Origin of the sequence: Streptococcus sp. CCH8-C6, from assembly GCF_001557225.1 — a bacterium.
GTDB classification, from domain to species: Bacteria; Bacillota; Bacilli; order Lactobacillales; family Streptococcaceae; genus Streptococcus; species Streptococcus sanguinis_C.
Genome location: NZ_LSJN01000081.1, coordinates 59,639 through 74,478 on the forward strand (window position 1 = coordinate 59,639; position 14,840 = coordinate 74,478).

Here is a 14,840-nt window from a genome sequence, read left to right on the forward strand (position 1 = left end):
AGGACAAAGAATGATTGAATATAAAAATGTAGCGCTACGCTATACAGAAAAGGATGTCTTGAGAGATGTCAACTTACAGATTGAGGATGGTGAATTTATGGTTTTAGTAGGTCCTTCTGGGTCCGGTAAGACAACCATGCTCAAGATGATCAACCGTCTTTTAGAGCCAACAGATGGAAACATCTATATGGATGATAAGCGGATCAAGGACTATAATGAGCGTGAGCTGCGCCTTTCTACAGGCTATGTCTTACAAGCGATTGCCCTCTTTCCAAATCTAACGGTGGCTGAAAATATTGCTCTCATTCCTGAAATGAAAGGATGGAGCAAGGCAGATATTCAGCAGAAGACTGATGAATTGTTGGAGCTAGTGGGCTTGCCTGCAGAAGACTATGCTCAGCGTATGCCGAGTGAGCTGTCTGGCGGTGAGCAGCAGCGGGTGGGCATTGTCCGTGCCATTATCGCCCAACCCAAAATCCTGCTGATGGACGAGCCTTTTTCTGCTCTTGATGCCATCTCGCGTAAGCAATTGCAGAGCTTGACCAAGAGTATCCATCACCAGTTTGGAATGACGACAATCTTTGTGACCCATGACACGGATGAGGCTTTAAAGTTGGGGAATCGGATTGCTGTTTTGCAGGACGGGGAGATTCGTCAAGTGGCGACGCCTGAGGAAATCTTATCTGCACCTGCGACCAGTTTCGTAGCAGATTTATTTGGAGGTGTTCAACATGGCTAATTTGTTTTCTACCTTTCAGGAGCGCTTTGGCGAATGGTTGGTAGCCTTAGGGCAACACCTCCAGCTGTCTCTTCTGACCTTACTGGTGGCCATCTTCTTGACCATTCCGCTCGCTATCTATCTTCATAGTCACAAAAAGGCAGCCAATTGGGTGTTGCAAATTGCAGGAATCTTTCAAACCATTCCTTCAATGGCCTTGCTGGGGCTCTTTATCCCCCTCATGGGGATTGGTACACTGCCGGCACTGACTGCTCTGGTGATTTACGCTATTTTTCCGATTTTAGAAAATACTGTCACTGCCTTGAATGGAATTGATCCTAGTTTAGAAGAAGCTGGAATCGCCTTTGGGATGACCAAGTGGGAGCGACTCAAAAAGTTTGAACTGCCTCTAGCTATGCCCGTCATTGTGTCAGGAATTCGGACGGCAACGGTAATGATTATCGGAACAGCAACTCTGGCAGCCCTTGTCGGAGCTGGTGGACTAGGTTCTTTTATCCTTCTAGGAATTGACCGTCGCAATGCCAGTCTGATCTTGATTGGAGCTATTTCATCTGCAGTTTTGGCTATTCTTTTCAATAGTCTCCTTAAATGGATGGAAAAGGCTAAGCTTCAGACGGTATTTACAGCTTTTGCTGTCTTAATCATCGGCCTCGGCGCTTCTTACTCGCCGAGTCTGCTTCCCAAGCAGGAGAAGGATCATCTGGTTATTGCTGGGAAATTAGGTCCAGAACCAGAAATTCTTATGAATATGTATAAACTCCTCATCGAGGAAAATACGGATATGACTGTTACGGTCAAACCAAACTTTGGAAAAACCGACTTCCTTTATCAGGCTTTAAAGAAAGGCGATATTGATATCTATCCTGAGTTTACAGGTACGATTACTGGAACTCTCTTGCAGCCTGCTCCAAAGGTTAGCAATGATGCTGAAGAAGTTTTTGAAGCAGCACGTGATGGAATCAAAAAACAGGACAATCTAGTCTTGCTCAATCACATGGCTTATCAAAATACATATGCCATCGCAGTACCTAAGAGTGTCGCCAAAGAATACAATCTTAAAACCGTCTCTGATCTTAAAGCAGTCCAAGATAAGCTCAAGGCAGGGTTTACCTTGGAATTTAACGACCGTGAAGATGGAAACAAGGGTTTGCAATCTCTATATGGCCTTAATCTTAATGTAGCGACCATGGAGCCAGCACTTCGCTACCAAGCTATCCAGTCGGGTGATATTCAAATCACGGATGCCTATTCGACTGACGCAGAACTTGCGCGTTATGATTTACAAGTTTTAGAAGACGATAAGCACCTTTTCCCACCTTATCAAGGGGCGCCTCTCATGAAGGCTGAATTGTTAGAAAAACACCCTGAATTGGAAGGTGTTCTTAATAAGCTGGCTGGTAAAATTACGGAAAGCCAGATGAGTCAGATGAATTATCAAGTTGGCATTGAAGGCAAAAAAGCGGAAGCTGTTGCGCGTGATTATCTGGTTAAGGAAGGACTTTTAAAAAAATAAGAAGTAAAAGAGTTAGACTTATAAGGTCTAGCTTTTTTGCTTACTTGAGGATAGACAGACTAAGGATGGAAGGAGATGAGTTTATCTCTTAGTCAGGAAATCTTCATCCATTTTTGGTATAATAAAGTATCAATTCATGGAGGTGTTCCGATGGCATCTAGTCAAGAATATTTGGATTTTATCCTGAAGCAGCTGCAGGGCTTAGGCCAAGAAATTAGCTTTCGCAAGATGATGGGAGAGTATTTGCTCTATTATCGGGGGCGCTTACTTGGCGGGATTTATGACAATCGCTTGTTGCTTAAGTCAGTCCAGCCAGCCCTGGATTTTTTTGAAAATCCGGTTTATGAGTTTCCTTATCCAGGCGCAAAGCCAATGCTTCATATAAAAGAAGTAGAAGATGCTGCCTTTCTCTGTAATTTGATTGAAGCTGCCTATCCTGCCTTACCAGCACCAAAAAAGAAAAAATAGTCTTTCCTTTTCAATGGATATTCTAAAAAAGTTGCCGTTTAAATGGACATTTTTTAAATTTTCCTTTATAATGGACTTAAAGGAGGTTTGGTATGCTTTATATTGCTCTTATTGGAGATTTAATAGAATCCAAACAGCTGAAAAATCGTAAGCAGGCCCAGAAGGACCTGCAGGACATGATGGCGGTGCTAAATCAGGATTATCGGGATTATCTGGTGTCACCTTTCACGGTGACGACTGGAGATGAGTTTCAGGCTTTGCTGCGGCCTAATCTAGAGATTATGCAGCTCCTTGATCAGATTGCCTTGGGCTTTCCTCATCCGATTCGCTTTGGGCTTGGTCTGGGGGAGATTGTGACGGATATCAATCGGGAGCAGAGTATTGGTGCGGACGGTCCGGCCTACTGGAGGGCACGCGCAGCCATTGATGTTATTCATGAGAAGAACGACTATGGTAGCAGCCGTATAGCTGTATCCTTGGGAGATGAAGAGCTCAGTCAGGCGGTCAATACGGTGCTGGCAGCTACTTCATTTATCCAGAGTAAGTGGAATAGCAGTCAGAGAGAAGTTCTGGAGCGGATGCTCATGGAATATATCTATGACGAGAATTTTTCTCATGGAGAAATAGCAGAGCTGTTGCAGATTAGTCCCAGTGCGCTTAGTAAGCGGCTGAAGTCGTCTGGTTTGAAGATCTATCTGAGAAATCGCCGTTTAGCTATGAGAATGATTCTACAGGCAGCAAAGGAGGCTGAAGAATGACAAATTTTATGGGATTTTCAGAATTTTTCATGCAGAATCCGATTCTTGTACTAACTTTGCTGGCTCATGTACTAGCTGATTTTCAGCTTCAAAGTCAGAAAATGGCCGACCTTAAAAGCCGGAGGATGAATTTCTTAATTCTCCATTTGGGAATTGTTCTGCTGCCCTTGTTGCTCTTGGGGCTCATCTTACCTAATTATCTGCTATATTTCGCCTTGGTCTGGTTCAGTCATGCGCTTATTGACTTCTTGAAGTATAGGCTGAATTCTTTGATTGTCCGGCATCATGCTCAAAAGTTTGCCTTTATACTGGATCAGGTCTTGCATCTGATTAGCATTTTTGCTCTTTATTTTCTCTTAGGGCAGCAGAAAATTCCAGCTCCTAATTGGCTGTCTGAGCGCTACCTCATGCTGCAGGCTCTCTTTTTCTTCGCCCTTACTGGTAAGCCGGTTAATATCCTCTTTAAACTCTTCTTCAGCAAGTATCAGGCAGGAGAAGACAGTGGGGAGACTATTGCGGGGGCTGGTGCCATGATTGGGATTTTGGAGCGCTTGATTATGGGACTTTCTCTTATTTTCGGGCAGTTTACTGCCATTGGGTTAGTCTTTACGGCTAAGTCTATTGCCCGCTATAATAAGATTTCAGAAAGTCAGTCCTTTGCTGAATACTACCTGATTGGCTCGCTTTTCAGTATGATTACTGTCTTGCTGGTTTATGGTTGTCTGTATTGGTAAAAAAGTTAGGAAGTTCTTCCCTAACATTTTGTTTTACTCTTTGGATGAATGATGTTTTCCTTGGGATATAGCTTGTGATTCAGTCATAGTTACCACATTATCAAAATTAGTATTTGAAGGCATATGGTTAATATCATACCAGTAGGCTTGGGCTGTTCCCTGTCTTGCAACATAGACAGTTTTTTCTTGTTCAGTAGATGTTAAAGAATTAGTATTTGACTCAGATGGAATTGAAGCAGAAGAGTTCTCGGATGAGGCAGCAGAATTAGAACTGTTTTGATCCATAGTATTCTTTGCTGTCCCTTTTTGATAGTTTAGTTCAGCATTTGGAGAGAGGTTGTCTAGAAGGACATGTGACATCCCATCCTGGTCAATAGATTCCTTCCCACCTAAATGAATGCTGACAATATTACCTGACATATCTAATCCTACAAATTGTAATTCAATCTGACGAGGTAATAGCTCATCATCATGGTAAATTGGTGTAACTTTATAGTCGAGCCAATTATTTGGATTAGCTTCCAACCATTGATCTAATCGCTTCTCGTAGTATAGCATACTGTCGGAATTGTTTTCATCCGTTCCCTTAAAAGTTCCAGTGTTGAGCCAAGCTGTTAAAGGTACCAAGTTCCGTCCCTCATCATTAAGTCCACTGAACTGATATCCAATGAGATGTCCTCTATTCATGAGCCAGGTCTTTTGCTTACCATTGCCATAGTAAAACTTATAATTATGCCATCCTACCGGATTATAGGTTAACCTTCCTTCGCGTTTTTTCTTAGGTTGATGTTGATATTGTAGTTGGATATGGGCTGCAGTTGCTCTTCCATATTTATCTTTTTTACCTAGTCTAAGTTGATAGGAGCCAGTAAAAAATAGAGTGCCAATTTCATTTTCATCAGATTCATGAAGCGTTTGAATAGGTTCTGATTTATTCTGATTTGCAATTATTGTTGGTGTTGCAAATATTTGCGAAATAATAAAAAGAAGGCACAGAATTATAAAATACTTTTTTTTAGTCCTAAATTTGTTCATAATATTTCTCCCTGGATATGTATCCGATTTCATTCTACTATAAATTAAATAGTTTTTCAAGAAAAAGTTACGTTTGTGTTACAGAAAGATTTCTAAAATATTTTAAAACAATCATAAACTTGTTTTTGGTATAATATATATAAATTATCTAAGGAGGTGCTTATGATTCCATCTTTAGAGGAAATGTCACTCGAGGAGTTGTGGCAGCTTTTTCCGATTTTTTTAAGAGAGCATCAGGCTGAGTGGAAAGACTGGTATGATGAGGAGCGGCTTCAGCTCTTGAGTTTTTTGCCTGCAAATCAGCTGGTTCGGATTAGTCATATCGGTTCGACATCGGTAAAGACCATCTGGGCTAAGCCAATAGTGGATATCGTGCTGGAAATTCCCAAAGAAACAGATATGGCGGTAAGGAGAGACTTGCTGCTGCAAAATGGTTATCTGCTCATGTCAGAAAGCCAAGGGCGGATGTCATTCAATAAAGGCTACACACCGAGTGGTTTTGCGGAGCGGGTTTTCCATCTTCATCTGCGCTATGAGGGTGATCATGATGAACTTTACTTTAGAGACTATTTACAGGAGCACCCTGCTGTAGCTAAAGACTATGAGAGGCTTAAGCTGTCCTTGTGGAAGCAATATGAGCACAACCGTGATGCCTATACAGAGGCGAAAACGGAGTTTATTAAGAACTATACAGAGAAAGCTAAAAAGCTTTATGGCGGAAGATATGAGGGGGAAGACAGATGATTTATCTAGCAATGATTGGCCTTCTGATTATTCTGGCATTTCTTTACCTAATATACCAATCAAAGAATTTGATTACAGCCTTTCAGACTCATTTTCATTGGTCGGATTTAACTCGGGCGTTCCTAGAACTTAAGCGGATTCTTAAGCCAGATGGAATCATCTTACTGGCATGTGAATGGAGCAAATTAGCTTATTACCTACCAGACTTTACAAAGCAAGAAAAACTGGAAAACTATTTGACAGACTTGGATTTACATCTCATCGATAGTCAAAGAAAGGACCAATGGATTCTTTATAAAATCATGAAAAAATAAGGAGGTATCCTATGAAACAATTATTTTTATGTTCATATTTTGCAGGAGTCAAGGACTTGTTCAGACAATATGCGTCCGAAAAGCAATTGGGCAAACATGTGCTTTTTATCCCGACGGCTGGAAATGTAGAAGAGTACAGGGGTTATATTGACGAAGCCCTGCAGACCTTTGCAGATTTGGGATTTCAAGTAGAAATTTTAGATATTTCAGCTTGTGATAGAGAAACAGCTCAAGCAAAGATTTTCCAAAGTAAACTACTCTATGTCTCTGGTGGCAATACTTTTTATCTTCTGCAAGAATTAAAGAAAAAGCAGCTTCTGTCCTTGATAAGAGAGCAGATTGTGGATGGTATGGTTTATGTGGGCGAATCAGCTGGTGCCATCATCACAGCCAAGGACATTGACTACAATAAGCTCATGGACGATAAAGGAGTTGCAACAGAACTGCACGATACAGAGGCACTAAGCGAGGTGGATTTTTATGTTCTTCCTCATGTTGGCGAAGAACCCTTTGTTGAAAGTGCCCAGGCCACTCTGGATACATACAGCGACCAGCTGAATCTGCTTCCCCTCAATAATCGCCAAGCTGTGCTTGTGGAAGGTGAAGAAGTGAAGGTTTTGGAGGATAAGTAATCAGAATATATGTTCTAGTGAACCTACTTGAGAAACTATAATAAAAGGAATGAGTGAAATTGCGATAAACTAGATTAAACAAATTAGAATGCGGGGATTGAACTTTGATTGAAAAAATATATGAAACACCAAGTGGAATAATTCATTATTGGACAAATGATGCTGTTGAATCATCCCAAAGTGCTCTTATCTTTTTACCAGGGCTAACTGCTGATCATAGGTTATTTGAAAAACAAATAGAATATTTTAAAGATACATATAGAGTCTTGGTTTGGGACGCACCTGGACACGCTTCATCTTATCCATTTCGTCTCGATTTTACTTTATTTGATTTAGCAAGTTGGCTGGATGGAATATTTGTCAAAGAGAGAATAAAAAATCCAATAGTAATTGGTCAGTCAATGGGAGGATATGTAGGACAGGTTTATGCTCAACTTTTTCCTGAGAAATTAAAAGGTCTTGTTACGATTGATTCACCATCCCTTCAAAGGAAGTATTATACAGCTATGGAATTGTGGCTCTTAAAAAATATGGAGGCAATTTATAGAATCTATCCATGGAAATTTCTTTTGAAATCAGGCCCTAAAAGCGTATCAACAACAGACTATGGAAGAAAACTGATGTATGATATGATGATGATTTATGATGGCGATCAAGAAAGGTATGCTCGTCTTGCGGGATACGGATATAAGATATTTTCAGAAGCAGTGGAGAAGAAACTTTCCTATGAAGTAAAATGTCCACAATTGGTTATATGTGGAAAAGAAGATCGTGCAGGGTCTTGTATACGATATTTGAAGGCCTATGAAAGAAATACTGGGAAGTCTGTTCAATGGATTGATAAGGCGGGGCACAATTCTAATACCGACCAACCCGATATTGTAAATAGACTGATTGATGAATTTTTGAATAACAAAATTAAAGAAAAGCTTGGTTGAAAGACCGGCTTTTTGATATAATAGACTCTATGAATACAAAAGAAAAAATTTCAAGTTATCAACTTTTACTGGCTCAGCTGGAAGTCTTGTTAGAGGGTGAGACCAATGCTTTGGCAAATTTGTCGAACGCTAGCGCCCTGCTCAATCAAGCCCTGCCTAATTCTGTTTTTACTGGTTTCTATCTTTTTGATGGGAAAGAGCTGATTCTGGGGCCTTTTCAGGGCGGTGTTTCCTGTGTCCATATTACCTTAGGTAAGGGTGTCTGTGGGGAATCTGCTGAAAAAAAAGAGACGATTATCGTAGATGATGTGACCCAGCATGCCAACTATATCTCTTGCGATAGCCGTGCTAAGAGTGAAATTGTGGTGCCCATGGTAAAAGACGGCCGACTTCTTGGAGTGCTGGATTTGGACTCATCCTTGACGGGTGATTATGATAAGGTAGATCAGGAATATCTGGAAAAGTTTGTTCAGATTTTGCTTGAAAAAACGACTTGGAATTTTGAAATGTTTGGAGAAAAAGCCTAATGTATCAAGCTTTATATCGGAAATACCGCAGTCAGACCTTTGGACAGCTAGTGGGTCAGCAAGTAGTGGCCACCACCCTGCGGCAGGCTGTGGAGCAAGGGAAAATCAGTCATGCTTATCTCTTTTCTGGTCCTCGTGGAACAGGGAAGACCAGCGTTGCCAAGATTTTTGCCAAGGCTATGAATTGTCCGAATCAAAAGGACGGTGAGCCCTGTAATGTCTGCTATATCTGTCAGGCTATCACGGAGGGAAGCCTTGAAGACGTCATCGAAATTGACGCGGCTTCTAATAATGGAGTAGACGAAATTCGTGACATTAGGGACAAGTCTACCTATGCGCCTAGTCTGGCCAAGCACAAGGTCTATATCATTGACGAGGTGCATATGCTCTCGACTGGAGCTTTTAACGCCTTGCTCAAGACCTTGGAAGAGCCAACGGAAAATGTGGTCTTTATCCTAGCGACGACAGAGTTGCATAAGATTCCAGCGACCATTCTTTCCCGTGTCCAACGTTTTGAGTTTAAGTCTATCAGGACGCAGGACATTATTGGTCATATCGAGTGGATTTTGGAGCAGGAAGGAATTGATTTTGAGCAAGAAGGTGTGCAGATTATTGCCCGTCGAGCTGAGGGCGGTATGCGGGATGCCCTATCTATACTTGACCAGGCTCTTAGCTTAACTCAGGAAAATCGTTTGACTACAGACATAGCTGAAGAAATAACTGGCTCTATCAGCTTGGGAGCCTTGGATGGCTATGTAGCAGCCTTGATTGCTCATGATGCAGTAGCAGCCTTGGATAATCTCAATTTGATTTTTGATAGCGGTAAAAACATGGCTCGTTTTGTGACAGACCTCCTGCAATATCTGCGTGACTTGATTATTGTCAAAACTGGCGGGGAGAACCATCATGCTAGTGAGCTCTTTCTGGAAAACCTCAAGACACCGCAGGACACTCTCTTTGCCATGATAGATATGGCGACCAAGAGTTTGGCAGATATCAAGAATAGCCTGCAGCCTAAGATTTATACAGAAATGATGACCATTCGACTGGCAGAGACTAGTAGTCTTCCAGTAGCGGCAGTGATTCCGGATAATCTAGCTGATGAGATCAAGGGTCTGAGACAAGAGATAGATAGTCTTAAACAGCAGCTGGCTAATGGCAATGGGAAACCTGCAGCAGCTGTCAAAACTTCGGATATTCGACCGCAGAAGTCTAAGGGCTACCGAGCAGACCGCAATAAGGTCAATGCCATCTTAGAAGAGGCTGTTGAGAATCCTAGTCTGGCTCGCAGCAACCTGACCAAGCTGCAGAATGCTTGGGGTGAGATTATCGAAAGTCTGGCTGGAGCTGATAAGGCTTTGCTGGCAGGATCGCAGCCGGTGGCAGCCAATGAAAGCCATGCTATCTTAGCTTTTGAGTCTAATTTCAACGCTGAGCAGACCATGAAGCGGGATAATCTCAATACCATGTTTAGCAATATCCTCAGCAATGCGGCAGGATTTTCACCAGAGATTTTGGCTATTTCCTTGGAAGAGTGGACCAAGATTCGGGCGGATTTTTCGGCTCGCAGCCGCAATGGCAAGGCAGAGGTTGAAGAGAAGGAAGAGGAAAGCTTGATTCCAGAGGGATTTGACTTTTTAGCAGAAAAAATTACCATTCAAGAGGATTAAAAAAAGATTTTTCTAGGCTTTCGTGTTATAATAAATCTATGAACAGACGACAATTTATTGTGATGGCTGTTTTCACAGCCTTAGAAACCTATTTTTTCAATGAATCCATCATGGCAGGGCGCTATTTTATGGCTGCTTTCTGGGCAGTTTTAGTGCTGCGCAATCTGCAGATTTCCTATGTCATGGGGCGGATTGTGGATGAAATCGATAAACATTTAGGACCGAAATAATGAAAACAGGACTGAGCTATGAGACTCAGTCCTTTTGAAATGAAATTTTTGATTACCAACTGGTCAACGAGACTTCGCCGCTATTGAGCCAGATTTCCTGACCATCTGTCAGCTGGACTAAAAGTTGCCCGCTGTCTGAGATGTCTTTGGCCAAACCTTGGTAGTCCACGCCTTTTTGGCTAAAGGTCACTTGTCGTCCTAGCACCAAGGAGCGCTGCTTGTAGAGATAGATGAGTTCTTCTGGGTCACTTACGTAGAAGCATTTCCAAATCTCGGCAATAAGCTCATTGCGACTAATGGCTGGTTTCTCTTCAAAGAGGGAGCCAGCTTTTTCTTTAATCTCAGCTGGAAAGTCTTTAATGAAAAAATTAAAGCCAACACCGATGATGACATCGGTGACGAGACCTGTCTCGATAGAAGTTGTGGCCTCGGTCAGGATGCCGGAAATTTTCTTGTTTCGATAGTAAATGTCATTGACCCACTTGATATCAACTTCCATAAGAGTTAGATTTTTCACTGCCTTGTAAATAGCTCCTGCGGTCAAGATAGTATAGGAGGGGAGCTGGTCGAAGGGGAGGTTGGGCTTGAGGTGGAGAGACATGTAAAAGCCGCCCTGGCTGGGGCAGAAGAAGGCACGACCGAAACGGCCACGGCCAGCAGATTGGGCAGCGGCCAGATAGAGAGTGTCGGCAGGGCGTCCGGCCTCCATGCCAGCCTTGGCGTCCATCTGAGTGGACTGGCAGTCAGGATTAAAGGAGACCTGAACAGGTGAGTTTGCCTCAATCCAATCAGGAATCAGCAAGTCACCAGTTGTCAATCGATAGCCCCGGTTCTTGACGGATTCGATTTGGATGCCTTCTTTCTCCAGTTTTTGAATGGCTTTCCAAATGGAAGTTCGTGAAATACCCAATTCTTGGGCTATTTTTTCACCGTTGACATAGTCGTCAGCCTGGCTGAGAATGTCAAAGATTTTTTCGTAGGTTTTCATAGGCGTTCTTTCTAGCTTAATGGCTGCTTTCTCTTAGTGTCAGCTTGGTAGAGAGCTTAATCATGTAAGGGATGGGGCTTTCGTCAGTTTTTATCATCTGGTCCAGCATCTGCAGAGCTTGCTTGCCCATTTCCTCTGTAAAGACTGTCACAGTGCTGAGAGGCGGATAAACGTATTTGGCAATAGATGTATCATTAAAGGAAATAATCTGGACATCTTGAGGAACAACAATTCCCGCTTCCTGAAGAGCACGAAGGGCACCGACTGCCAGAGCATCGCTGGCTATGAAGAATGCTTTGGGCATCTGTTCTTTTTGTTCGTCAATCATGTCTTTCATCAGCTGGTAGCCCGACTCTGAGGAGAACTTGCCTGTCTTGACATAAGTCGGCTGATAAAGACCTTTGTCACTAAGGTAACGGCAGAAGCAGGCCAAGCGCGGATCGTCAAGATTTGTCGTTCCGTCTGCGGTCTCTTCACGTCCAGCAATCATACCGATTTCTCGAATGCCTTGCTGAAGAAAATGGTGGAGAACATGAGTAACGGCATGCTCAAAGTCCGTTGTCACACAGCTGTGGCCTTGGTCGAGCGTATCGCTATCCACGAAAACCAAGGCAGGACTGTATTGCTCCAGCTCCTTGACTTGCTTGCTGCTAAATTTTCCGATGGCAATGATGCCGTCAATCTGCTCTAGCTGGCTTAGAGAGTCGTTGTTGAAAATCCGTACGATATCATAGCCCAGTTCCTGGGCTTTCTTTTCAATGCCTAAGCGGATGGAGTAGTAGTAAAGATCATCCAGCTCTTCCAGCTCTGTGTACCATTCAACGATAGCGATGCGATGGGTTTGAGATGCAGTCTTTTTCTGCCTGTTGCTTTTTTTGTAGTTGAGCTGTTCAGCGATATCGAAAATTTTTTTGCGTGTCTCATCGCTGACAGACATGGACTTGTCATAGTTCAAAACCCGAGAAACAGTTGCGGGAGAAACACCAGCAGTTTGGGCGATATCTTTGATAGTAGCCATTTGATTTGATCCTTTTTAATTTACTGTCTACATAAATTATAACTCAAAAATTAGTAAATAACAAAGATATGTTTAGTAAAACTTAACTTTGTTCTCGAAATGAACTGGGTGAAAAGCCAAAATATTTTTTAAAAGCCTTTGAAAAGTAAAGGGGATCTGAGAAACCGACAGAATAGGCGATAAATTGGATAGGTTCACGGGTGTTTTTGAGGAGTTGTTTAGCTCGATGCATTCGGACATATTCCAGATATTCTTTAGGTGAGCTTTGGTGCTCCTCCTTGAAAATGGTTGTTAGATAGCTACGATGAACGGACAACTTAATTGCCATATCTTGAATGCTGAGGTTAGGATTGGGATATTGAGTGTCAATTATCTGCTTGCAGGCTAGATAGAGTTGCTGGCTTGCAGATAGGGTATTTGCTTGGGGCTTATAGGCAACGCTGCCCAAGTGAAAGATGAGTTCATAAAGTTGGCCCATAATGTGGAGTTGAGCTAGTTGGTTAGATTTGGTCTGCTCGGCGAAGTAAACCAAGTTCTCAACAATTTTCCCAATCCTATCTGTTTTTCGTTCCTGGTTAGCAAGTAGGTAGCAGTCTTCGGCAATCTGAGAGTGATTGAAGTAGTCATAAACCCTACCGCCAGTCACTCCCAGCCAGTAGTAAGACCAAGGTTCTTCTTTGTCAGCCTGATAAAAGGTAAGTTCATTTGGCTTGAGCAGAAAGAGATCTCCAGCTCTTAAATCGACAATTTTTCCTTTGTAATGAAATTGACCTTTCCCTTTGGTAATGTAGTGAAGGACGTAGGTATCTCTAATAGCAGGTCCAAAAGAGTAGCTAGGTGTGCACTCTTCATAACCGTAGAAGCTAAGTGAGAGATCAATGGTTCCTGTTTGGTATTCTGAAAAAACAAGCATATTTTGCCTCCTACCTAACATTTTACCATATTTCCCTAACATAATTCTATTTTAGGAAGCGATTTCATATGGTAAAATATTAGTAAATATGGAGGTTCAGAAATGGCTATCAAAATAGACAAACATCTATTCTACATCAATACAAAAAATTCCAGTCTTATCATTGAGGAAAGGGATGGCTACCTTTTGCTTAAACACTTAGGCAGAAAAATCGAATCCTATCATTTTTCCAATACAGTATTTGAGCGAGATCATGCATTTTCTGGTAATCCGAAGTCGAATGAGCGAAGTTTTAGCTTAGATACCCAGCGGCAGGTTTTGGGTCAGCATGGTTTAGGAGACTTTCGGCAACCTTCTCTGCAAGTCCAAGTATTATAAGGATTTTCAGGAAAAGAAGGATCAGAGTGAGTATCGTGACCTCTTTCTCAGCTGGGATAAGTTTTGGCCAGAAAATCGTCCGACGCAAGCTGATGTTGATTTGATTTATAAGCGTAAGGATCGGGCACCTAAGCAGGAAATCGTCTTTGCAGATGGAAGCACTGAGTATCTGTGGAACACCTTTGGTGAAGAGCAGATTGATCTAGATGTTCGCAGTCAGGTAACTAATGATTTCATCAAGAAAACATTGCGTCAACTGTCAGAGCATGGCTGTGATCTGATTCGTTTAGATGCATTTGCCTATGCAGTCAAAAAGTTAGATACCAATGATTTCTTTGTTGAGCCAGAAATCTGGGATTTATTAGAAAAAGTCCAGCAGCAAGCGGCTGAGTTTGGGACGGATATTTTACCAGAAATTCATGAGCATTATTCTATCCAGTTCAAGATTGCAGAGCATGGCTACTTTGTCTATGATTTTGCGCTACCGATGGTAACTCTTTATTCTCTATACAGTGGTAAAGCAGAGCGTCTAGTCAAGTGGCTTGAAATGAGTCCTATGAAGCAATTCACAACACTGGACACCCACGATGGTATTGGGGTTGTTGATGTTAAGGATATTCTGACTGATGAAGAAATTGACTTTGCGACCAATGAACTATATAAGGTCGGGGCCAATGTCAAGCGTAAGTATTCCTCAGCTGAGTACAATAATCTGGACATTTACCAGATTAACTCGACTTACTACTCAGCCTTGGGCGATGACGACAAGAAGTACTTCATTAGCCGTCTGATTCAGGCTTTTGCTCCAGGGATTCCACAGGTCTATTATGTTGGTTTCTTAGCTGGGAAAAATGACCTTGAACTGCTAGAAAACACTAAGGAAGGCCGCAATATCAACCGTCATTATTACAGTAATGAGGAGATTGCTGAAGAAGTCAAGCGTCCAGTTGTGCAAGCCTTGCTCAAGCTTTTCAGTTACCGCAACCAGTCTGCTGCCTTTGACCTAGATGGCACTATTGAAGTGAATCTATTAGATGAAAATAGCCTCCGTATTGTCCGTAGCAATGCAGATAAGTCAGTCACTGCTCAAGTAGTTATCAACCTCAAAGAATTGACATATAGCGCTAGTGAAAATGGCCAAGCTATCACTTTTGAATAGAGATAAGAAAAGAGAAGAAGAATGGTAGAATTAAATCTGAAAAATATCTATAAAAAATATCCCAACAGCGACCACTACTCAG

The 14,840-nt window shown here is 42.1% G+C and carries 16 protein-coding genes and 2 pseudogenes; 14 read left to right on the top strand and 4 right to left on the bottom strand.

From position 1 onward, the window contains the following. The first annotated feature begins 10 nt into the window (after positions 1-10). The 5 genes from AX677_RS08415 to AX677_RS08435 all read left to right on the top strand — a co-directional run bounded on the left by AX677_RS08415 (position 11) and on the right by AX677_RS08435 (position 4,212). The gene (locus AX677_RS08415; RefSeq protein ID WP_060976810.1) at positions 11-739 is read left to right on the top strand and encodes an ABC transporter ATP-binding protein; all 729 of its coding nucleotides are present in this window, start codon (positions 11-13) and stop codon (positions 737-739) included. After that, the gene (locus tag AX677_RS08420) at positions 732-2,252 is read left to right on the top strand and encodes an ABC transporter permease/substrate-binding protein (protein WP_060976811.1); all 1,521 of its coding nucleotides are present in this window, start codon (positions 732-734) and stop codon (positions 2,250-2,252) included. The genes AX677_RS08415 and AX677_RS08420 overlap by 8 nt, the downstream gene beginning before the upstream one ends. Before the next feature lie 150 nt (positions 2,253-2,402). Then, entirely contained in the window at positions 2,403-2,720 is a 318-nt protein-coding gene (locus AX677_RS08425) for a competence protein TfoX (RefSeq protein ID WP_060976812.1), read from the top strand. A gap of 92 nt (positions 2,721-2,812) precedes the next feature. Then, a complete protein-coding gene (locus tag AX677_RS08430; RefSeq protein ID WP_060976813.1) occupies positions 2,813-3,478 on the top strand; it encodes a SatD family protein in 666 nt (221 codons plus the stop codon). Continuing rightward, positions 3,475-4,212 (top strand): DUF3307 domain-containing protein, encoded by a 738-nt coding sequence (locus tag AX677_RS08435; RefSeq protein WP_060976814.1) that lies wholly within the window; start codon positions 3,475-3,477, stop codon positions 4,210-4,212. Before AX677_RS08430 ends, AX677_RS08435 begins: the two co-directional genes overlap by 4 nt. A 33-nt stretch (positions 4,213-4,245) precedes the next feature. Here AX677_RS08435 and AX677_RS08440 read toward each other — a convergent pair whose 3' ends face one another. Then, the gene (locus tag AX677_RS08440) at positions 4,246-5,247 is read right to left on the bottom strand and encodes a DNA/RNA non-specific endonuclease (protein ID WP_060976815.1); all 1,002 of its coding nucleotides are present in this window, start codon (positions 5,245-5,247) and stop codon (positions 4,246-4,248) included. Positions 5,248-5,409: 162 nt separating this feature from the next. On the opposite strand from AX677_RS08440, the gene AX677_RS08445 reads away from it, so the two are divergent. The 7 genes from AX677_RS08445 to AX677_RS08475 all read left to right on the top strand — a co-directional run bounded on the left by AX677_RS08445 (position 5,410) and on the right by AX677_RS08475 (position 10,302). Continuing rightward, positions 5,410-5,991 carry a GrpB family protein gene (locus AX677_RS08445; protein WP_060976816.1) on the top strand — a complete coding sequence of 194 codons (582 nt, stop codon included), beginning with the start codon at positions 5,410-5,412 and terminating at the stop codon, positions 5,989-5,991. After that, positions 5,988-6,305, top strand: a complete 318-nt coding sequence (locus AX677_RS08450; protein ID WP_082730285.1) for a methyltransferase domain-containing protein — start codon at positions 5,988-5,990, stop codon at positions 6,303-6,305. The genes AX677_RS08445 and AX677_RS08450 overlap by 4 nt, the downstream gene beginning before the upstream one ends. A gap of 11 nt (positions 6,306-6,316) precedes the next feature. After that, the gene (locus AX677_RS08455; protein WP_060976817.1) at positions 6,317-6,937 is read left to right on the top strand and encodes a Type 1 glutamine amidotransferase-like domain-containing protein; all 621 of its coding nucleotides are present in this window, start codon (positions 6,317-6,319) and stop codon (positions 6,935-6,937) included. A gap of 104 nt (positions 6,938-7,041) precedes the next feature. Continuing rightward, positions 7,042-7,875 (top strand): alpha/beta fold hydrolase, encoded by an 834-nt coding sequence (locus AX677_RS08460; RefSeq protein WP_060976818.1) that lies wholly within the window; start codon positions 7,042-7,044, stop codon positions 7,873-7,875. 29 nt (positions 7,876-7,904) lie between these two features. Next, positions 7,905-8,402, top strand: a complete 498-nt coding sequence (locus AX677_RS08465; protein WP_060976825.1) for a GAF domain-containing protein — start codon at positions 7,905-7,907, stop codon at positions 8,400-8,402. After that, a complete protein-coding gene (dnaX, locus tag AX677_RS08470) occupies positions 8,402-10,072 on the top strand; it encodes a DNA polymerase III subunit gamma/tau (protein WP_060976819.1) in 1,671 nt (556 codons plus the stop codon). Before AX677_RS08465 ends, dnaX begins: the two co-directional genes overlap by 1 nt. 38 nt (positions 10,073-10,110) lie before the next feature. Continuing rightward, entirely contained in the window at positions 10,111-10,302 is a 192-nt protein-coding gene (locus AX677_RS08475) for a DUF3272 domain-containing protein (protein WP_002895701.1), read from the top strand. Positions 10,303-10,354: 52 nt separating this feature from the next. On the opposite strand, the gene birA is transcribed toward AX677_RS08475, so the two are convergent. The 3 genes from birA to AX677_RS08490 form a co-directional block, all read right to left on the bottom strand. Continuing rightward, positions 10,355-11,290, bottom strand: a complete 936-nt coding sequence (gene birA / locus AX677_RS08480; protein ID WP_060976820.1) for a bifunctional biotin--[acetyl-CoA-carboxylase] ligase/biotin operon repressor BirA — start codon at positions 11,288-11,290, stop codon at positions 10,355-10,357. 16 nt (positions 11,291-11,306) lie between these two features. Then, positions 11,307-12,308 carry a LacI family DNA-binding transcriptional regulator gene (locus AX677_RS08485; protein WP_060976821.1) on the bottom strand — a complete coding sequence of 334 codons (1,002 nt, stop codon included), beginning with the start codon at positions 12,306-12,308 and terminating at the stop codon, positions 11,307-11,309. Between the two features lie 82 nt (positions 12,309-12,390). Then, positions 12,391-13,221 (bottom strand): AraC family ligand binding domain-containing protein, encoded by an 831-nt coding sequence (locus tag AX677_RS08490; RefSeq protein WP_060976822.1) that lies wholly within the window; start codon positions 13,219-13,221, stop codon positions 12,391-12,393. Between the two features lie 102 nt (positions 13,222-13,323). Here AX677_RS08490 and AX677_RS08495 point away from each other — a divergent pair. Then, positions 13,324-13,590 (top strand): annotated as a pseudogene (locus tag AX677_RS08495) (glycoside hydrolase family 36 N-terminal domain-containing protein); the annotation flags it as partial. Continuing rightward, positions 13,583-14,758: pseudogene (gene gtfA / locus AX677_RS08500) on the top strand (sucrose phosphorylase); the annotation flags it as partial. The pseudogenes AX677_RS08495 and gtfA, both read left to right, overlap by 8 nt. Between the last annotated feature and the right edge of the window lie 82 nt (positions 14,759-14,840).